General features: G+C 48.3%; 19 protein-coding genes. 3 read left to right on the top strand and 16 right to left on the bottom strand.

Annotation, left to right across the window (positions count from 1 at the left end; translation table 11 throughout):
- Positions 1 to 41: 41 nt before the first annotated feature.
- Genes KNO61_RS02415 through KNO61_RS02405 form a run of 3 tightly spaced genes read right to left on the bottom strand, consistent with a single transcriptional unit; the run spans position 42 to position 2,088 of the window.
- Positions 42 to 383, bottom strand: a complete 342-nt coding sequence (locus tag KNO61_RS02415; RefSeq protein ID WP_074036735.1) for a DUF952 domain-containing protein — start codon at positions 381 to 383, stop codon at positions 42 to 44.
- A gap of 56 nt (positions 384 to 439) precedes the next feature.
- Positions 440 to 868 carry a BrxA/BrxB family bacilliredoxin gene (locus KNO61_RS02410; protein ID WP_012726551.1) on the bottom strand — a complete coding sequence of 143 codons (429 nt, stop codon included), beginning with the start codon at positions 866 to 868 and terminating at the stop codon, positions 440 to 442.
- Positions 869 to 903: 35 nt separating this feature from the next.
- A complete protein-coding gene (locus tag KNO61_RS02405) occupies positions 904 to 2,088 on the bottom strand; it encodes a class I SAM-dependent methyltransferase (RefSeq protein ID WP_214730542.1) in 1,185 nt (394 codons plus the stop codon).
- 99 nt (positions 2,089 to 2,187) lie between these two features.
- On the opposite strand from KNO61_RS02405, the gene KNO61_RS02400 reads away from it, so the two are divergent.
- Together KNO61_RS02400 and KNO61_RS02395 are read left to right on the top strand one after the other, a co-directional pair.
- Positions 2,188 to 2,961, top strand: a complete 774-nt coding sequence (locus KNO61_RS02400) for a sporulation protein (protein WP_214730540.1) — start codon at positions 2,188 to 2,190, stop codon at positions 2,959 to 2,961.
- A 118-nt stretch (positions 2,962 to 3,079) separates the two neighbouring features.
- On the top strand, positions 3,080 to 3,379 hold the full coding sequence (locus KNO61_RS02395; protein ID WP_214730538.1) for a hypothetical protein: 300 nt from the start codon (positions 3,080 to 3,082) through the stop codon (positions 3,377 to 3,379).
- Between the two features lie 351 nt (positions 3,380 to 3,730).
- Here the strand turns inward: KNO61_RS02395 and KNO61_RS02390 are convergent, their stop codons facing one another.
- The 8 genes from KNO61_RS02390 to KNO61_RS02355 all read right to left on the bottom strand — a co-directional run bounded on the left by KNO61_RS02390 (position 3,731) and on the right by KNO61_RS02355 (position 13,348).
- Positions 3,731 to 5,050 carry a dihydrolipoamide acetyltransferase family protein gene (locus KNO61_RS02390; protein ID WP_214730536.1) on the bottom strand — a complete coding sequence of 440 codons (1,320 nt, stop codon included), beginning with the start codon at positions 5,048 to 5,050 and terminating at the stop codon, positions 3,731 to 3,733.
- A 12-nt stretch (positions 5,051 to 5,062) separates the two neighbouring features.
- Positions 5,063 to 6,040, bottom strand: coding sequence for an alpha-ketoacid dehydrogenase subunit beta (locus KNO61_RS02385; RefSeq protein WP_214811400.1), 978 nt, complete (start codon positions 6,038 to 6,040; stop codon positions 5,063 to 5,065).
- Positions 6,040 to 7,047 carry a thiamine pyrophosphate-dependent dehydrogenase E1 component subunit alpha gene (locus tag KNO61_RS02380; protein WP_371816089.1) on the bottom strand — a complete coding sequence of 336 codons (1,008 nt, stop codon included), beginning with the start codon at positions 7,045 to 7,047 and terminating at the stop codon, positions 6,040 to 6,042. Before KNO61_RS02380 ends, KNO61_RS02385 begins: the two co-directional genes overlap by 1 nt.
- Before the next feature lie 12 nt (positions 7,048 to 7,059).
- The gene (lpdA, locus tag KNO61_RS02375) at positions 7,060 to 8,469 is read right to left on the bottom strand and encodes a dihydrolipoyl dehydrogenase (protein ID WP_214730531.1); all 1,410 of its coding nucleotides are present in this window, start codon (positions 8,467 to 8,469) and stop codon (positions 7,060 to 7,062) included.
- Positions 8,453 to 9,544: a butyrate kinase gene (gene buk, locus KNO61_RS02370; RefSeq protein WP_214686930.1), complete on the bottom strand. Its 1,092-nt coding sequence runs from the start codon at positions 9,542 to 9,544 to the stop codon at positions 8,453 to 8,455. The genes lpdA and buk overlap by 17 nt, the downstream gene beginning before the upstream one ends.
- A 1-nt stretch (position 9,545) precedes the next feature.
- Positions 9,546 to 10,667, bottom strand: a complete 1,122-nt coding sequence (locus tag KNO61_RS02365; protein ID WP_012726561.1) for a Glu/Leu/Phe/Val family dehydrogenase — start codon at positions 10,665 to 10,667, stop codon at positions 9,546 to 9,548.
- Between the two features lie 25 nt (positions 10,668 to 10,692).
- A complete protein-coding gene (gene yqiS, locus KNO61_RS02360; protein ID WP_214686932.1) occupies positions 10,693 to 11,589 on the bottom strand; it encodes a phosphate butyryltransferase in 897 nt (298 codons plus the stop codon).
- Between the two features lie 121 nt (positions 11,590 to 11,710).
- Complete coding sequence (locus KNO61_RS02355) at positions 11,711 to 13,348, bottom strand: sigma 54-interacting transcriptional regulator (RefSeq protein ID WP_214872565.1); 1,638 nt, start codon at positions 13,346 to 13,348, stop codon at positions 11,711 to 11,713.
- A 134-nt stretch (positions 13,349 to 13,482) separates the two neighbouring features.
- On the opposite strand from KNO61_RS02355, the gene KNO61_RS02350 reads away from it, so the two are divergent.
- Positions 13,483 to 13,731, top strand: coding sequence for a DUF2627 domain-containing protein (locus KNO61_RS02350; RefSeq protein WP_031423346.1), 249 nt, complete (start codon positions 13,483 to 13,485; stop codon positions 13,729 to 13,731).
- Between the two features lie 656 nt (positions 13,732 to 14,387).
- Here the strand turns inward: KNO61_RS02350 and spo0A are convergent.
- The 5 genes from spo0A to dxs all read right to left on the bottom strand — a co-directional run bounded on the left by spo0A (position 14,388) and on the right by dxs (position 20,150).
- Positions 14,388 to 15,119, bottom strand: a complete 732-nt coding sequence (gene spo0A, locus KNO61_RS02345; protein ID WP_074036711.1) for a sporulation transcription factor Spo0A — start codon at positions 15,117 to 15,119, stop codon at positions 14,388 to 14,390.
- Positions 15,120 to 16,817, bottom strand: a complete 1,698-nt coding sequence (recN, locus tag KNO61_RS02340; protein ID WP_214872564.1) for a DNA repair protein RecN — start codon at positions 16,815 to 16,817, stop codon at positions 15,120 to 15,122.
- Positions 16,818 to 16,830: 13 nt separating this feature from the next.
- The gene (gene ahrC, locus KNO61_RS02335) at positions 16,831 to 17,280 is read right to left on the bottom strand and encodes a transcriptional regulator AhrC/ArgR (protein ID WP_012726567.1); all 450 of its coding nucleotides are present in this window, start codon (positions 17,278 to 17,280) and stop codon (positions 16,831 to 16,833) included.
- A 155-nt stretch (positions 17,281 to 17,435) separates the two neighbouring features.
- Entirely contained in the window at positions 17,436 to 18,251 is an 816-nt protein-coding gene (locus tag KNO61_RS02330; RefSeq protein WP_012726568.1) for a TlyA family RNA methyltransferase, read from the bottom strand.
- A 6-nt stretch (positions 18,252 to 18,257) separates the two neighbouring features.
- Positions 18,258 to 20,150 carry a 1-deoxy-D-xylulose-5-phosphate synthase gene (gene dxs, locus KNO61_RS02325; protein ID WP_205728308.1) on the bottom strand — a complete coding sequence of 631 codons (1,893 nt, stop codon included), beginning with the start codon at positions 20,148 to 20,150 and terminating at the stop codon, positions 18,258 to 18,260.
- Between the last annotated feature and the right edge of the window lie 33 nt (positions 20,151 to 20,183).

Here is a 20,183-nt window from a genome sequence, read left to right as displayed (position 1 = left end):
ACTTGTAAAGTATATTCATGCAAATTATATAAAAAAGAAGGTCACATTCGCTCGAAAGCGAAATATGTGACCGTTCCATTGTCGCGTGACCCATACGGTTGCACCTGTTTGACCGAAGTCATCGGGATGGCACTATACACATGTGGATAACGTTCTCCATCCTCATCCAATTCATAATGTAGCAACTGACCAAGTCGGTTGACGTGTAACGATACGAGAACGACCGCTTCACCCGAATACGACTTTTTGACGACCTTTCCAATCTGTTGCGGCGTACAACATTTAATCGTCCCTTCAGATTGAAGTGACGGTTCATTGATTTCACCGCGTGACAGGGCAATCATATATTCTGCCTCCGTCATGATTTTGATGACTGGTTCCATATACCCTGCCCCTTTTCACAAAAGCGCAAAGGCAGTGCCTTTGCGCCGATGCTTGATTATGCGAAGTAGATGTCGAACAATGTTTGCAATTGGTCGACGAGCTCTTCAGCAGTCGATGACTCGATTTCACTACGCTCTACCATCGTCACGATGTTGCCATCCTCAAGAAGTGCGATTGACGGTGAAGACGGTGCATATCCTTCAAAATACTCACGTGCACGATCTGTCGCTTCACGGTCTTGACCAGCAAACACGGTCACGAAATGGTCAGGCTTCACACCTTCCATCTTGTTGACGTATGCCGCAGCTGGACGAGCAATCCCGCCTGCACACCCACAAACCGAGTTGACGAGGACGAGTGTCTTCCCTTCTTTTTTAAGCGCTCCGTCTACTTCTTCCGGTGTCGTGAGCTCTGTGTATCCTGCAGCACGTACTTCGTTACGCGCTTGTTCGACTACATCTTGAAAATATAATTGAAAATCCATGTTGTTTCCCCTTTCGACATTTCGTCTGTACTCCCTTATTTTACGTCTTGTTCCACCTCGAGGACAAGTCTATCGCTCAATTCCCGTTCTAAGAACGGGTCTGCCCCTAACATCTGTTTGAAAGCAAGGTAACGTGCCTTCGTCTCTGCGCTCGCCTGACGGTTCGTCAAGTAGGCACGAATCATGATATTTTTCGGCGTATGCTCGAGGTCGATGAATTCGAGCAGCTGGGCATCATACCCGACAAGTCCAAGCAGTTCAGCCCGAATGGAATCGGTCGCGAGTGAGGCGAACCGTTCTTTGATCAAGCCATGTTGGAGCATCACGGCTAAATTCGACGCTTGAATTTGACGATTCAATTCCTTTTGACAACACGGAACGCTCAAGATGACTTTCGCGCCCCAGCGGACGGCACGTGCCAACGCCATGTCTGTCGCCACATCACATGCATGAAGGGTCACGACCATATCAACAGCTGTTTCCCCTTCATATTCATTAATGTCTCCGACTAAAAATTCGAGCCGTTCATATCCAAGATCTTTCGCAATCGATGCACACTCTTCAATGACCTCTTTCTTCAAATCGAGCCCTGTGATATGGACGTCATATCCTTTCATCTCATGAAGGAAATGATAGAGCGCGAACGTCAAATACGACTTCCCTGATCCGAAATCCAAGATTCGAACGGTACGGTCTGCCGGCAAGTATTTCAGTGAATCCTCAATGAACTCGAGGAAACGATTGATCTGTTTGAACTTGTCATACTTTTGACGCTTCACTTTTCCGTCCGTTGACTGAATGCCGAGTCGAATGAGAAACGGAACTGGCTCGTCGAGTGGAAGCACGTACTGTTTTTCCCTATTGTGGCTCAGTTGAACTTCTTTTTGAGCCGTCTGCTTTTCTTTCAATGTCACTTTGAACTTTTTAGATAATTGGAACTGGATGTCGGAATCTTTTAACTGAAACTGTCCTTGTCGGAACGTTTCGAGAAGCTCATTCACTTCCGTGACAGCCTCATCTGGTGTCAAGTTTTTATGGTTCATCACCCGCTCATACTGATACTCGAACTGGATATGATACGCATTTCGTAGCATAACCGGTTTCAATTTGACCCGTCTGAGATCGCTAGATTTTTGACGGGGTTGACTGATGGTCGCCGACACGAGATGATTTGATTGTAAGACGTCTGCGAGACGCTCTTGTAACGCTTTATATTCCAATGGATTCAATCCTTTTTTAGAAATTTTGAAACATATCGTTTCACCTGTCCGTACATACTATTACACGAAGACGACGTTACGTCAAAGGAGGATACACATATGTTTAAAAAGATTTTATCATCAATCGGAATCGGTGCCGCAAAAGTCGACACACGTTTGAATGAAAGCCACTGTTCACCCGGTGGAGAACTCACTGGAGTCGTCCATATCGAAGGCGGTTCGGTCGAACAATCCGTCGACAGTATCTATCTCTTCTTCAATACGTTGTATAAACATGAGGTGAACGATAAGTCGACATACTCGACGTTCACGATTGAAAAAATCTTATTGAATGAAGCACCGTTTATGATTGGTCCTGGAGAAGTGAAAGAAATTCCGTTCACAGTCAACGTCCCGTTCAATACGCCACTCTCTGTGAGCCAATCAAAATCATGGATTGAAACGGGCCTTGATATCGCCCAAGCCGTCGATCCAAAAGATGAAGATGCGATCACCGTACAACCGAATGCGGCTCAACAAGTCATATTAGATGCGATGGACGAGCTCGGATTCCGTTTGAAGAAAGCCGACACGGAGATGCTCCCGGCACGTCATCGTTCGGGACGTCTTCCGATTGCCCAAGAACTCGAGTATTCAGCGAACGGTTCGCGATTCGGTCGCCAGTTAGACGAGGTAGAAGTTGTGATTCTACAAGGCGAGGATGCCATCGAATTGCTCATTCAAGTCGACCGCAGTGTCCACGACCTCGGAAGTCTCTTTGCTGACTTGACGGGAACGGACGAGTCGACTCATCGTGTACGCTATGACGCTGCACGTTTATCAGTAGCTGAAGTTCGTCGCGACATCGAATCGATGATTGAACAATCGATTTAAGGAAATCACTGACACGCCATTTCTATGAATGGCGTGTTTTTCTGAGGTATTGAATTTAAGCATCCATTTTTTTACAATGATCATATGGAATAAACCCTTTTCTGGAGGTGACTACATCTTGTTTGCTTTAATAATGATTGGGAGTCTTGGTCTTGCAACGCTTGCCTTACCGATTCTAGAGACCAGTCTTTCTGAGTCACTCGCCTATTTCACGCTTGGTGGACTCGAAGTGCTGATTGGTTTGATTGCCATGTATCTCATGCGAAATCCGTCGACAAACGCCTTATCATTCATGAAGTTCATGCCCTATCTTGTACTATTGATTCATTTCCCTACCTCACTCCTTTTGCTTTGGATTTCTTCGGTCAGACATGATGGGGTTTCTGCATTTTCATTAAACTATATTTTTATATACTGAATGTTCCTTCTCGTGTTCGTCGTAGTCAGCAGATTGACGTACCGTGTCCATCAACGACGATTCGAAGGTGCATGATTAGAAAGGATGATTCTACATTGGATCTACTTCAATTTTTTTACGACCGAGCAATTCCACTCACACTATTCACGACACTCGGCCTATTCAGTCTTATGTTTGCGTTCGCACTATATAAATCCAAACCACGACTCTCCAAAGGACTCGTCACAATAGGCATGTCCTTGTCGTTTCTTCTCTTACTGATCTCAGCCGCAAGCTTCGTCTTCACGGTATTCCTTGGCTATAACTCATAAGAAATGGAGGCACCCCACTGGGAGCGCCTCCATTTTTTAATCAATATACGGTATATGTGTTTGGGTCAATCGACTCGAGCGATTGTTTGATCGCTTGTAAGAACTGACCTGCGACGAGACCGTCAAGGACACGATGGTCGACAGACATACAAAGGTTGACCATATCGCGTGCCGCAAACATTCCATTCATCCAGACCGGACGCTTCACAATCGACTCGACCGATAGGATTGCCGCTTGTGGGTAATTCAAGATTGGTGCCGATTGAATCGAACCAAACGCACCTGTGTTGTTAATGGTGAATGTCCCACCACGCATCTCTTCAGCCTTCAAGCGGTTCTCACGCGCTCGCGTTGCCACGTCTTGAAGGGAAACGGCTAGTCCTTTAATATTCTTCTCATCCGCTTGGCGAATGACCGGTACGTAAAGGGCGTCGTTTGCCGCGACGGCTACCGAGAGATGGATGTCTTGGTGAACTTTGATGTGATCTCCTGCCCACTCCGAATTCATCATCGGATACTTCTTCAATGCTTCGATGGCTGCCTTCATGAAGAATGGCATGAACGTCAATTTGACGCCTTCCCGTTTCATGAACTCATCTTTTAACTTTGCACGGGCTTCGACGAGGTTCGTCACATCTACTTCAATCATGAGCCATGCGTGTGGAGCCTCGTGTTTCGAGCGGACCATATTGTTCGCAATCGCTTGACGTACTCCGGCTGTCGGAATCGATTCATAACGGCCAGATGAAGTCGATGATGATGCGACCGGTTGTGACGGTTCAACGACAGGACGTGGTGCCTCAGTCGGAACGTCCAACTTCGTCTGTACCATCGTCTCTTGGACAGGCGCTTGTGTCGCTTGCTCAGAAGTCGATGCCGGACGTCCTTCTGATAAGTAACGAAGAATATCTTTCCGCGTGATCCGACCGCCTAGACCGCTTCCGCTCAGTTCATTCAAATCGATATCATTCTCGTTGGCGAGTCGGATGACAGCAGGAGAGTATCGACCGTTTCCACTTTGTTTTTTCGGTGCAGTGGCGACAGCTTGCTTAGAGACGGATTCTGCAGGTGCCGTTTCTGCAATCGGTTCGGTCTTCGTCTCAACTGCCGCTTCCTCCGCGCTCTCGACTTCCATCGTCAATACCGGTGTCCCGACGCTGACGGTCTCCCCTTCTGGAATGAGAAACTCTTTGACGACTCCTGCGCTAGTCGCCGGAATCTCTGCCGTCACTTTGTCCGTCATGACTTCCGCGAGTGGTTCATATTCTTCCACACGGTCACCCGGTTTGACGAGATAGGTCGTGATCGTGCCTTCTGTCACACTTTCCCCAAGTTGGGGCATGGTAATCGTTTGTTCCATGGAGATGCCTCCTTAAAACGCCGCGAGCTGACGCGCCCGCTCGGCAATTTTTTCTGGGGATACGATAAAGAATTTTTCCATAGGTGGTGCATACGGCATTGCCGGCACATCGGGGCCAGCCAAACGCTCAATCGGCGCATCGAGTTCGAAAAGCGCCTTCTCCGCGATAATCGCCGCCACTTCTCCGATGATGCTTCCTTCTTTGTTGTCCTCCGTTACGAGTAGCACTTTACCAGTCTTCTTGACCGATTCGATGATCGCTTCTTGGTCGAGCGGGTAGACGGTACGAAGATCAAGGATGTGCGTGCTGATTCCTTCTTCTTCGAGCGTTTTCGCAGCCTCTTGTGCCATATGCACGCAAAGACCGTACGTGATGATCGTGATATCTTCACCTTCCCGTTTGACAGCGGCCTTACCAATTTCAACCGTGTATTCGTCCCTCGGCAATTCCGCCTTCAAAAGACGATAGGCGCGCTTATGTTCAAAGAAAAGAACAGGGTCGTTCGAACGGATTGCTGCTTTCAACAATCCCTTCGCATCGACAGGGTCAGATGGAATGACGACTTTAAGACCTGGCGTCGAACTGAACATCGCCTCGACTGATTGCGAGTGATAGAGAGCCCCGTGAATACCCCCACCGAAAGGAGCACGGATGACCATCGGACACGTCCAATCGTTGTTTGAACGGTACCGAATTTTTGCCGCTTCTGAAACGATTTGGTTCACTGCTGGCATGATAAAGTCTGCGAATTGCATTTCTGCGATCGGTCGCATGCCGTACATGGCAGCTCCGACCCCGACTCCGGCAATCGCACTCTCAGCGAGCGGTGCGTCGATGACACGATCCTCTCCATATTTTTCAATCAACCCTTGTGTGGCACGGAATACACCACCACGAACGCCGACGTCTTCCCCGACGACGAAGACGTTTTCGTCGCGCTCCATTTCCTCATGAATCGCTTCATTGATCGCTTCGATAAACGTTTTCATCATTTTTCCTCCTCATAGACGTAATCCAGTGCAGATTCAGGCGATGCATACGGTGCTTTGTCCGCATATGTCGTCGCTTCATTCACTTCAGCATCGATTTGTGCATCGATTTCAGTAAGTGTATCCGCCGTTGCGATTCCGTCGTTCACAAGTCGTTGACGGAACAATTGAATGCCGTCCCGCTCTTTTAACCCTGCCAATTCTTCTGCTGAACGGTATGCTTTGTCATCATCATCTGATGAGTGTGGCACGAGACGTTCAACTTCTGCTTCGATTAGCGTCGGTCCTTCTCCGCGAAGTGCACGTTCACGCGCTTCCTTCACGACCGCATAGACAGCGATCGGGTCTGTCCCGTCGACTGTCACACCTGGCATGCCATATCCTTTCGCTCGATCTGACACGCGCTCGCATGCCAACTGTTTTGTAAGTGGAACCGAGATTGCATACTTGTTGTTCTCACAGAACAAGATGACCGGCAACTTATGGACACCTGCAAAGTTTGCGCCTTCATGGAAGTCTCCTTGGTTCGAAGACCCTTCTCCGAACGAAACGAACGTGACGAGTTCTTCTTTTTTCATCTTCGCCGCAAGTGCGATCCCGACTGCATGAGGGACTTGTGTCGTGACCGGAGACGAACCCGTCACGATGCGATGTTCTTTCGATCCGAAGTGACCAGGCATCTGACGACCACCTGAGTTCGGATCTTCCGCTTTCGCGAATGCCGATAGCATCAAGTCTCTTGACGTTTGACCGAAGTGAAGGACGACCGCCACATCACGATAGTAAGGCAAGACGTAGTCGATTCCTTTCTCGAGTGCGAACGCCGCACCGACCTGCGCCGCTTCTTGTCCTTGACATGAGACGACGAATGGGATTTTCCCGGCGCGGTTCAACTTCCACATCCGTTCATCGATTTTGCGGGCACGTACCATCGTTTCGTACATCGCCAATAAATCTTGCTTCGTTAAACCAAGCTCTTCATATGAGTTTACAGTCATCTGTTCCATCCTTGTTCCTCCTTAGGCGTGAATCGGTAATCCATCGACGGCAAGAGCCGCTTCTTGGAAGGCTTCGCTCAGTGCAGGATGCGGGTGCACAAGTTGTCCCATCTCCCAAGCCGTCGCGTTCAAGACGAGCGCGAGTCCACCTTCTGTGATGAGTTCGGTCGCTTTCGGTCCGACGATATGAACACCAAGAAGGTCATCTGTTTCTTTGTCCGAAACGAGTTTGACGAATCCGTCGGCTTGTCCTTCAATCCGCGCTTTCCCGAGTCCGTTGAATCGATACGTCCCCGTCTTCACATCATGTCCGGCCTCTTTTGCCGCTTCTTCTGTCAAACCGACCGAAGCGACTTCAGGGACACTGTATACACAGCGTGGGATGAGCGCGTAATCGAGCGGTGTCGGCTCAAGACCAAGAATCGTCTCGACCGCTTTCACACCTTCTGCCGACGCGACATGGGCGAGTTGTAACTTCCCGATACAGTCCCCGATTGCGAAGATATGACGTTCTTTCGTCCGATACTGACTATCGACTTGAATGATGCCGTTCTCTACGACGATAGAAGTGTTTTGAAGTCCTAAGTCTTCCGTGTTGGCAACTCGGCCAACCGAGACGAGGACACAGTCTACTTGTAACATCTCTTCCCCGACAGCAATCTCCACTGCATTTTCGTGAATCAATGTTCGTTCAGCGTCGACCGTCACGCTCTTCTTCACGCGGACCCCGCGCTTCTTCAAAAGACGCTCCACTTCACGCGATACTGCTTTGTCCTCGAGTGGGAGTAATCGATCGCCTACTTCGATCAATGTCACGTTCACATCAAGGTCGACGAGCATGGACGCCCATTCGACTCCAATGACCCCGCCACCGACAATCGCAATCGATTCAGGTAGCGTTTCAAAATTGAGGAGGTCGTCCGAATTCAAAATCCGTTTGTGATCGAACGGCAATCCAGGAAGTTCACGAGGAATCGACCCTGTTGCGATAATCAATTGATTCGGCAAGATCAGTTCTGATTCACCGCTTTCATCCTCAACGGATACAGTCCCTGGTTGTGGTGAGAAGATGCTTGGTCCAAGAATAGAGGCCTTTCCGCGGAACACTTCGATTTTCCCTTGTTTCATCAAATGTTCGATTCCCTTTTCTAGTCCAGCCACAAGATCACGCTTATACGTTTGAGCGCGTTCCATATTGAACGTCACATCTCCCGTCTCCACGCCATACGTCGCACTTTGCTTCGCCGTTTGATAGACATGTGCAGCTTTTAAAAGCGCCTTCGTCGGGATGCATCCTCTATGTAAGCAGGTGCCACCTAACTTTCTCGCCTCGACGATTGCGACAGATTTTCCTGCCTGGGCCGCCTTGATTGCAGCCACATATCCTCCTGGTCCTCCACCGATGACGACAACATCAAATTCTCGTGCCATGTGCATCCCCCTCATAAACTCGTGCGGTCTCTTCCTTCTCGATGACGCGAAGTGCACCTTCAGCCAACGCTTTAAGCTCATCTTCACCCGGATATACGTGTACCGGCGCGAGATAAGTGACACGCTCCTTGATTTTTTCAGTCAGCCACTCGGAATATGCAATCCCGCCCGTCAGTAAGATGGCATCCACACGACCGCATAATGTCGCGCCGTGTTTTGAAATCTCTTGAGCGACACGATAAGCCATCGTCTCATACAACAGCCTCGCCTCATCATCTCCTGATTCGACCCGCTGCTCAATCTCAATGGCATCGAATGTACCGAGATGAGCAAACAGGCCGCCCTGACCGACAATTTTCTTTTTCATTTCCGATTCTTTATACCTGGTACTATAACATAGTTCTACTACCTGTCCAACAGGAATCGAGCCTGCCCGCTCCGGCGCGAGCGGTCCATCTCCGTCAAGACCATTATTCACGTCGATGACTCGACCTGCCGCATGGGCACCGACTGTGATTCCCCCACCAAGATGCGCAACGATAAGATTCAGCTCATTGTAATCGCTTCCATTTTCGGCCGCGAATCGTTTCGCGACAGCCTTTTGATTGAGGGCATGGAAAATGCTACGACGATTGATTTCTGGCATGCCGGTCTTACGGGCCAACTCGTCCATCTCATCGACGACGACCGGATCCACTATGAAACTAGGAATCCCTTCAGCCCCACCGATTTTCGAAGCGATCAGACCACCGAGATTCGATGCATGCATCCCGAAACGTCCGCTCGTCAAATCTTCACGCATGAGATCGTTGACTGTATACGTTCCTGACGTCATTGGTGCAAGCAAGCCACCACGACCGACGATCGCGGTCAAATCATTGACCGCGATGCCCGTCTCTTCTAATAAGGCACGTACTTCTTGCTCACGATGAGGCAACTGCTCTGGAAGTGTGAGACCCGTCACATCGATCGCATGTCGGACCGTGCGTGTCATCACTTCCTCCTTCCCATCAAACAATCCAATTTTCGTCGAGGTCGACCCTGGGTTGATTGCAAGAATTAGCCGTTTTGTCATCTTAGCGTCTCCCTAGGATGCTTTTTTCAACTTTAAGGAACTGACTGCGTGAACGCGACATCATGTGAATCCGCTCTTCCGCCATCTTATCGGCCGCAACGTGCGTTGGTACGCCATCACGTTCTGCGATTTCAAAGACGCGCATCATGTTGTCATAGATGAGTTCGACTTTCTTCATTGCCCGTTCACGGTTGTAGCCTTCAAGTTCGTCTGCGACGTTGATGACCCCACCTGCATTAATGACGAAGTCTGGTGCGTATAGAATTCCGTTTTCGTCGAGCACGTCTCCGTGACGATCTTCTGCCAATTGGTTGTTGGCAGCACCTGCGACGATTTGTGCTTTCAATTGTGGAATTGTTTTGTCGTTGATGACGGCACCGAGGGCACATGGAGCGAAAATGTCACATTCGACCGCGTAAATCTCATCCGGTTTGACGACCGTCGCACCAAAGTCTGCTTCGGCACGTTTGAGTGCTTCCTCGTTAATGTCAGTCACAATCAAATGAGCACCCTCTTCGTGGAGGTGGCGACATAAGTTGTAGGCCACGTTACCAACACCTTGTACAGCAACGGTCTTCCCTGCGAGCGAATCTGTCCCAAATTTCCATTTCGCAGCAGCCTTCATTCCACGATACACACCATATGCCGTGACCGGTGAAGGGTTACCACTTGAACCGAATGCAGGACTGACGCCCGTGACGTAATCCGTTTCCATGTGAATGAAGTCCATGTCGGCAACTGTTGTATTTACATCTTCAGCCGTGATGTAACGACCACTAAGAGATTGAACATATCGTCCGAATGCACGGAAGAGCGCCTCTGATTTATCTGTCTTCGCATTTCCGATGATGACGGCCTTCCCGCCCCCAAGGTTGAGACCCGCTGCAGCATTTTTATATGTCATTCCTTTTGCGAGACGCAACACATCCGTGAGTGCCTCTTGTTCTGATTCATAGTTCCACATACGTAGTCCACCGAGAGCTGGCCCGAGCGTCGTGTCATGGATGGCGATGATCGCCTTTAGTCCAGACGCTTGGTCTTGGCAAAATACGATTTGCTCATAGTCCTCAGATTGTAAGACATCAAAAATACGGAAGCGTGGCTCAGTGTTTGTTTCCATCATGATTAATTCCTCCTGTTAAGTACGATTAATGTTTAGCATGTAACAAAGCGAACGCGAGCGAATATAGCTTCGCTTCGGCAGTATCGGCACGACTTGTCAATACAACAGGGGCAGATGCGCCGACGACAATCGCCGCTACGCTCGCCTCTGCGAAATACATGATTGATTTATAAAGGACGTTGCCGACCTCTATGTAAGGTACGACTAATAAATCGGCTTGACCGGCAACTTCACTGTTGATTCCTTTTTGCTTTGCTGCGACCATGTCGACAGCGTTGTCGAGCGCGAGAGGTCCATCTACGACACAGCCCTTGATTTGTCCACGTCGATTCATTTGGCTAAGTAGTGCCGCATCGAGAGTCGCATTCATTTGTGGATTGACTACCTCGACTGCTCCAATGGCTGCGACTTTCGGCGATTCGTAACCGATGTCATGCATCGCTTCTACCGCATTGTGAATAATTTCGACCTTCTCTTCGAGTGTCGGTGCGATATGAATCGCCGCATCCGTCACTCCAATCAACTTTTCACGATTCGGAATTTGGAATAGTGCGATGTGGCTGAGCGTCCGCTTCGTACGGAGTCCAGCTTCACGATTAAGGACGGCTTTCATAAATGTCGATGTCGACACCATCCCCTTCATGAGGACGTCCGCCTCTTTATTTTTCACAGCTAATGCGGCACGTCGCGCAATCTCAACGTCACCTTTCGCATGTAAAATATCGACGGATGACTTATCGATTCCATGCTGTTCACATAAATTTCGGATGTCTCGAGCTTCACCGAACAAAATGAAGCGTGACAGTCCATGATCCGTAGCGAGTTTTACGGCCCGGATGACTTCTTCGTCCGCTGCCCCCGCAATGGACACGGTACAGCCTTCTAACTCTTTTGCGTTCGTCAGCATCCGTTCAAAATTCATCATTGTCCCCCCTTGCTCTCTACACTATATCATAAGCAAGTTTGTTTCCTGAATTGTAAGCGCTTTATAATGCGGATGACCATGCAAATTAATGCTTACCGTGCATAAATTTTCCTGCAAATTATTGCGTGGTGTCGAGCTTGTTGTATAATGTTCGAATCGAAATCTTCAATCGGCGGGCTGCTTCTGATTTGTTGCCACTTGCCTCTTCAATTGCTCGTTCAATCAAATCGCGTTCATATTTTGCAACGGCCTCGTGAAACGTTCCAGATTCGACCACTTTTTGACTCGTGGAACGATTGGATAACTGCAAATGATGTGGGGCAATCCACTGCTCGGAGCTTGCCATATAAATCATCGCACGACCAATCACATTCTCCAGTTCTCGCACATTCCCTTTCCAATGCTGGCTCTTCAGTAATGTTAAGGCATCTTCGTCAACGCCGCGTACACTACGACCGTATTCTTGATTCAGTTTCCGGATCATCCGTTCACATAGTGCCTCGAGTTCATTTAATCGCTCACGTAATGGTGGGATATGGATCGGCATCCGATTGATTCGGTAATACAAATCTTCCCGGAATGTTCCGTCTGCTACTTTTTGTTCGAGATCGGCATTCGTTGCGGCAATGATTCGGACATCGATTGGGATTGCCGTCGTCCCTCCGACACGGACAATTTCATTTTCCTGGAGGACACGTAAGAGCTTCACTTGGACATCAAGAGGGAGCTCTCCGATTTCGTCTAGAAAGAGTGATCCGCCATCCGCTTCTTCGAAATATCCGGTTTTCCCGCCTCGTTTAGCTCCACTGAAGGCTCCATCTTCATAACCGAATAGCTCACTTTCAAGAAGGGTAGGTGAAATCGCCGCACAGTTCACGCGAATGAACTTTTTATATTTTCGAGGAGATTCTCCGTGAATGGCATGGGCGAACAGTTCTTTTCCTGTTCCCGATTCTCCGCGAATCAATACCGTCACTGGGGTCACAGCGGCAAGTTTCGCCTGCTCGATGACAAATCGCATGGCGTCACTCGTCGCAATGATATCGGCAAACTGATATTTGGCTTCTAGATTCCGGATGCGTGTTTTTGCCTCCTGCAATTCATCACGTAGGGCACGAATCTGAGATACGTCACGGATGACCCCAACGGAGCCTCGCAACTTTCCTTCAACGATGATCGGTTCTGCATTCACAAGAATATCTCGTCTCGTCGCCCCAATTTGCATCCGAATGTCTCGAACGCCTTGCCCGGTCGATAGTACTTTCAAATGGACGCTTTCCTGCATTCCGATATCTGCCGTCGCTGGTTTGTCGACCACATCTTCTTTTTTGAATCCGGTCAACCGTGTATAAGACGGATTGATCAAAATCGTGTTACCGTGATGATCTGCGACCGATATGGCCTCACTCGTACATTCAATGATGGCCTCGAGCATTTGTTGATTCTGTTTCAATCGTTCAACCACAATCCGAATAAATTCCCCTGGTAAGACGACCGCATCTTTGAAATGGTCCTTTAATTGTTCAAACGTTTGATGTTTCCCCGTCGTTTCGATGACAAAATCTAGTGTCGCATCCGCATACTGTTTCCAATCGTCCGCCACAGATATGCCATAACTTTTAGCAAGGGCTATTCCTTCTGCAGATGTATCAGAATCTACGACCGCTACAATCGTCGCAAGCGGCGAATCCATCAGCATATGAAGGACTTCGGTCCCCCCTTTTCCTGCCCCCACAATCATCAATCGTTTATTCATACATATTCCCCCATCATCATTCTTCTCTATTTCATGCTACTGAATCCGCACCTGATTCGCAAGGTGCCCAAAAATAGACCGTGTCGAACAGATCGATTTCTGTTAAAATAATGTATGGTAAAGGAGGAGATTGCATGCGTTTTATCGCGCTTCTAATCTTAATCGTCCCTGGGTTATTAGGTGTTTACGGAATCAAATTGCTACGTGATAGCTTCTTTTTGAAGACGAGCGCACCGTTTTCATGGTTCGATTCACTCGCTGCCGCCTCCATGTTGCAGGGGACCTTTGGGCTTCTGCTCGCCATGGGCGGGATCGGATTTGTAGCCGGCTATATTTTTAACCGCGACAAAAAAACAGGAAAAGTACAACGCCTCGACTCATAAGCACACAAAAAAAGGTTCCCTAACTTGACTTCATTTCAAGTGCGGAACCTTTTATTCATATTGAATTGTGATCACTACGGATGATCTCCTTTCAAACTACGTTACTTACTTTGACATGAAATCCAACGTCTTCTTAATGAAGAAGTATGAAAGAACTTTAGTAACTGCCGTCTTGCGTGAACGGAATCTTACCATTCGAGTTACTAACTGATTTACTTATCGGATCATGTCGAACCATCCATCGTGAAGTCGAACGCTTGCCATAAACTGTTCAACGGTTGACAACACTCCTTTTGGTTAACTGAACGATTGTTTTTCCTATATCAACCCCTAGCTTCGAGTTGATGATAGAATCGCCTCGCGAATGAGCGACTGTCGCGACCTCACGTCGGGACATTAACGACTTGAGGTGTCGTTCCCACCTCTGAGCTATAATCGGATAGCGAACCGAGATGATTTGGTTTCTTCAAACGTTGCTCCGGAACAAGTTTGAAAAGCGTTCATCTGACGCTTGTCCAAGTAACTTGGTACATCTTTATTATAACAAAGGCCCACCATTTTGCAAGCGCTTTCTTTCATAAAGTAAATAAATCTTAAAGTAATTGTTTCATTAAAAAAGACTAAGTCCCATCACGACTTAGTCCTCATGAAATGATTCAATTATTCTTAAACGATACATACGTGACGAAGTACGAGATAAACTCCGAGTTTTTCGGGCTTCGCTCACGCTCCGGTCGCCCTTCGAACATCTCATGATCGCGCATGCCGTTCTCCCATGCCGTCTTGATTGCATGACGCATTGCTCGTTCTACACGAGAAGATGTCGTCTCATGCTCTTTTGCGACCATCGGATATAATTCTTTCGTGATGAGACCGAGCAAATCTTGGCGTTCTCGCACGTAAATGACAGCTTGACGGATATACTTGAACCCTTTGATTCGCGGAGAGATTCCGAGTTGCTGAAGCAGGAGTGAGATTTCAATTTCTTCTGGCGTCATTCCGTCGAATTCTCGATTTGTTCCTTCTGACAATTCACGAATTTTCGTTAATAACTGTTGAATATTGAACGGTTTGACGAGAAAATAAGAGGCCCCGAGTTGCACGGCCTGTTTCGTCACTTCATCTTTTCCAAACGCGCTCAACATGATCACTTCCGGTTTGTCATCACCTAATTCTTCATTTAGGCGTTGCAATACTCCGATCCCATCCAAATGCGGCATGATAATATCGAGTAAGAGTACATCCGGTTGGTGTGTCTTGACGACATCCAAGCATGTTTCTCCATCGTGTGCCGTACCTACGACACGAAGATCAGGCTCAGATTCTAATTGTCGGCTCAACAAATCGACGATTTCTCGATTGTCGTCCGCAATACATAATGTAATCACTTATGACACTCCTTTGATGAACTTCTGTTTTACTTGTTGTGACATCTCAAGTAATTCTTCGACGTGTTGCTTCGTCAAGTCTGTCATTTGAGCGCCAGCAATCATGCGACCCAATTCGTCGATTCGACTTTCACGGTCGAGGGACGTCACATTTGTTTTCGTCCGTTCATTCGTTTCGGTTTTCGTAATGTAAAGATGTTGGTCTGCCATCGCAGCAACTTGTGCCAAGTGCGTGATACAGAGGACTTGAGAGCCGACAGAAAGTCGGAAGATTTTTTCACCCATCGCCTGCGCGACACGTCCAGAGACCCCTGTGTCGACCTCGTCAAAAATAATGGAGGCCACTCCAACCGTTCTTGAAAAGATTGATTTGAGTGCGAGCATGACACGGGAAAGTTCTCCTCCTGAAGCGACTTTTGCGAGCGGTTTGAACGGTTCTCCAACGTTCGTCATCATGTAAAACTCTACGTCATCTAAACCATCTTGTTTAAGCGATGTAGTTTTAAAACGGACCTCGAACGCTGTTTTTTCCATATATAGTTCTTTCAACTCTCGATGAATCGCATGCTGAAGCGACTCCGCAGCCATCTTACGCGCTGAAGACAGTCTCATGCCAGCTTCTCTTGCAATTTGCTCTAATCGAATGAGTTCATCTGAGAGCGTTTGTAAATGCTCTTCACGGTTCGTCATCGACTTCAATTCATCCGACACTTGTTCGCCGTAGGTGATGACTTCTTCGATGGTCGTCCCATACTTTCGTTTCAATTGCTGGAAAAGAGCCAATCGTGACTCAATCTCATCCAATCGAATCGGGTCAAATTCGAGCGAATCTAACTGGTCCCGGAGTTGAAACTTTGCATCCTCCAACAAATAATAAGCGTTAGAGATTGTCTCCGATACAGATGTCAAAGACGAAGAGAGCTGTGACGCCTCTTCCATCTCGCGCATCGCCACTCCGATTTGATCGAGTCCATTTGACTCCTCGGCAACCGCCTCATAGGAGAGACGAATGTGTTGATGAATGCGTTCAAAGTTGGCCAATTCATCCCGTTCTTCTGTCAACGCCTGTTCTTCCCCAACTTTTAATTCAGCCGCTTCGATTTCTTTCGTTTGAAACGACAAAAGATCCATTCGTTGAGCAAGCTCCTGCTCACTTTGACTAAGACGCTTCAATTCATCGGCGACTTGTTTCCAGGCCGCAAATGCCGTTTGATATTCCTCGACTAACGGACTGATTTCTTTTTCGGCGAAATGGTCTAATATGCCAAGGTGAAATTCCGCATCCATTAAATGTTGATGTTCATGTTGACCGTGAATATCAACCAGGAGCCGTCCGAACTCCCGTAACGTCGAGAGCGGCATCATTTTCCCGTTCACACGGCAGACACTCTTCCCGCTACTATGTAGGTCTCGACGTAAGATGACTGTCCCATCTTCAACATCGATGCCATATTGTTCGGCCGCTTCGATGACCGGGTGATCCGGTTCAATCATGAACAGACCTTCGATTTCAGCTTTATCTTGACCATATCGCACGAACTCACTTGAGCCACGTCCTCCAACAAGCAATCCAATCGCATCCAACAAGATCGATTTACCGGCACCTGTCTCACCCGTGAGCACAGTCATACCTCGATTAAACGGAATGTTTATTTCGTCAATAATCGCAAACTGTTTGATTGATAGTTCTGCTAACATACGTACGTTCACCTCATAACATTCCGAGTAGTCGATCGATGATTTGCTTCGCCTTCTCTTCGTCGCGTGCAATCATTAAAATCGTATCATCTCCACACACCGTCCCAATCAATTCATCCCATGATAGATGATCAATCAAGACGCCGATTGCATCAGCATTTCCCGGGAGCACTTTCATGACGACCAAATTTTGTGCAGAATCGACCGAGACGAAGCTGTCACTAAGGATTCGCTTCATTTTCCCGTATGGATTAAAGCGTTGATCGGCAGGCAGACTATACTTATATCGTCCATCGTTCAATGGGACTTTGACCAGATGTAACTCTTTAATATCCCGAGACACGGTTGCCTGTGTGACTGGGTACCCCGAGCGACGTAGCTCATCCACCAACTCATCTTGCGTCTCGATTTCTCGATTCGTCACGATGTCTCGAATTTTAATCAATCGCTGTCCTTTGTTCATAAGCGCTGACACCTCATTTTTCGTTTCACATACACATTATCATTCTAAAGTATTGTCGAAAAAAGGTCTAGCATTCCAGGTGGGATTTCCACCATTCCCCATCTAGTAGACGAGTAAAGGAAAAAGCTACAGACAACGAGGTCTGTAGCATCATTTTATCCCTTCAGTTTGGCATGGGCCGCATTTACGACCTCTTCGACTTGTAGCGATGGCGAGACGCCACCTACTCCCGTATACCGAGCGAAGAGAAGAAACTCGATGTTCCCATCCCCTCCAGTGATCGGAGAGTAATCCAGCGCTTCGACAAAGAAGCCTTCCGATGCGAAGTATCGGACCATATCGCTTGCGACTCGTTCATGGACGTTACGGTCCCGAACAATTCCTTTTTTCCCGACATCGGCCTTCCCTGCTTCAAATTGAGGTTTGACGAGCGCCATGACGACACCGTCTTGCTTCAAGATTTGTTTCAGCGGCGGCACCATCAGACGAAGCGAGATAAAGGAGACGTCAATCGTTGCGAAATCTGGTTGAATCGGGAACTGATCGGCCGTCGCGTGGCGGAAGTTCATCCGCTCCATGACGACGACGCGATCATCGCTCCGTAGTTTCCAGGCAAGCTGATTATAGCCGACATCGACCGCGTACATTTGAGTCGCGCCGTTTTGAAGCGCACAGTCCGTGAACCCACCCGTCGATGAGCCGATGTCGATTCCGACTCGTCCAAAGACATCGAGCGGGAAGACGTCGAGCGCTTTCTCGAGTTTCAAGCCGCCACGTCCAACATAAGGAAGAACTTGACCCTTCACTTCGAGAGGGATATCATCAAACACTTTATCGCCCGCCTTGTCTAGACGTTCTGTCCCACTATAGACAAGACCGGCCATGACCGACCGTTTTGCCTTTTCCCGTGTTTCAGCAAGTCCACGTTCGACGAGCAATACATCTAATCTAGTTTTCTTTCTTTTTTCCATAATCCCTCACACATTCTGTCGATTTGTCTCCATGACGAACCGTTCAATCGATTCCGCCATTTGGGCAGGTCGCAGTCCAATCTCTTCTAGGAGCTGGTTGACACCGCCATGCTCGATATATCGATCCGGAATACCGAGACGTTGAATCCGTGGAAACGCTCCGGCTTCATTCGCGTGTTCAAGCACGCTACTTCCAAAGCCACCGGCGAGAGCAGCCTCTTCTAATGTCACGAGCGGAATCCCCTCTGCATAAAGTGAAGTCAGCATCGCATCATCGAGCGGCTTGATGCTACGACAGTTAATGACGCGCACACTGAGCTTACCTTCTAATAGTGCTCGGACTTCGAGGGCGTCTTGCACTTGAGGACCGAACGTCAAGATAGCGACATCTGTCCCTTCTGCCTCGACTTCCCAATCATCGAGTGAAATTACTTGAAGCGTCTCACTCATCGGAACACCGATCCCTTCGCCACGCGGGAAACGAATCGCAATCGGTCCACCATCGTAACGGAGTGCAGAATAAACGAGTTGTTGTAATTCTTCTTCATCTTTTGCCATCAAGATTCGAATGTTTGGCACGTGACGCATGAAGGCGATATCGAACACACCTTGGTGCGTCTCTCCATCCGCTCCGACAAGTCCAGATCGGTCAATCGTGAACACGACGTTCAAGTTTTGACGACAAATGTCATGGACTAGTTGATCATACGCGCGTTGGAAGAAGGTCGAATAAATCGAGACGACCGGTTTCAACCCTTGCGTCGCCTGTCCCCCAGCGAGGGTGACCGCATGTTGCTCGGCAATTCCGACATCAAACATACGCTCCGGGAATTTCTTCGTAAAGCAATCGAGTTTCGAACCGACACTCATCGCTGGTGTGATCAACGTCACCCGTTCGTCTGACTCAGCCACTTTCGTGATCGTCTCCGCGACGACTTTCGAATAGCTTGGTCCTTTCGGTTTGCCTTTGATGACTTCACCAGATTCAATTTTATAAGGTCCAAGACCGTGCCATGTTCCGACACCGTCCAATTCAGCCGGACGATATCCCTTCCCTTTTTTCGTAATGACGTGGACGAGAACCGGACCGTCGATTTTCTTCGCGTACTCAAGCGTTTCGAGCAAGTCTTTCAAATCATGCCCATCTGTCGGCCCAAAGTAAGTGAAGCCAAGTTCTTCAAAGAACGTTCCCGGAATGAGAGCAGATTTTAAGAGGTCCTTCACCCGTTCCCCGCTTCGTTCAAGTGAACTCCCGACGAGCGGGATGTGTTTGATGAGTGACTCCATTTCTTCTCGAGCATGCTTCAGCTTGCGCGATGCCCGGATACGACCAAGCATATTATGCATCGCTCCTACGTTCGGCGCAATCGACATCTCATTATCATTTAGAATGACAATCACGTTCTGTTTCTCGGCACCGATGTGATTGAGGGCTTCAAGTGCCATCCCCCCAGTCAAAGCACCGTCCCCGATGATGGCGATGGCACGATCGTTGGCGCGCCCTTTCAATTCATTCGCAATCGCAATCCCCATGGCTGCAGAGAGAGAAGTCGAACTGTGCCCTGTTTCCCACACATCATGCTCGCTCTCACAACGTTTCGGGAAACCACATAACCCATTGTATTGTCGGAGAGTATCAAACTGGTTCGTACGTCCTGTCAAAATTTTATGAACGTATGCTTGATGACCGACGTCCCATACGAGTTGGTCTTTCGGACTGTCGAATACACGGTGCAAGGCAAGCGTCAACTCTACAACTCCCAAGTTTGGCGCCAAATGCCCTCCCGTCACTGCCAATTTTTCAATCAAGAATCGTCTAATGTCTGAACCGAGCGATTCGAGCTCTGATACAGACATCCGTTTCAGGAACGACGGGTCTTGAATGGATGTCAAGTCCATAATGACCATCCTTTCTCCTCACATTTTACTGAT

Origin of the sequence: Exiguobacterium sp. s140, assembly GCF_018617035.1 — a bacterium.
Lineage (GTDB): Bacteria > Bacillota > Bacilli > Exiguobacteriales > Exiguobacteriaceae > Exiguobacterium > Exiguobacterium profundum.
Note: the sequence above shows the minus strand (reverse complement) of the source record. Positions and strands in the feature narration are given on the sequence as shown.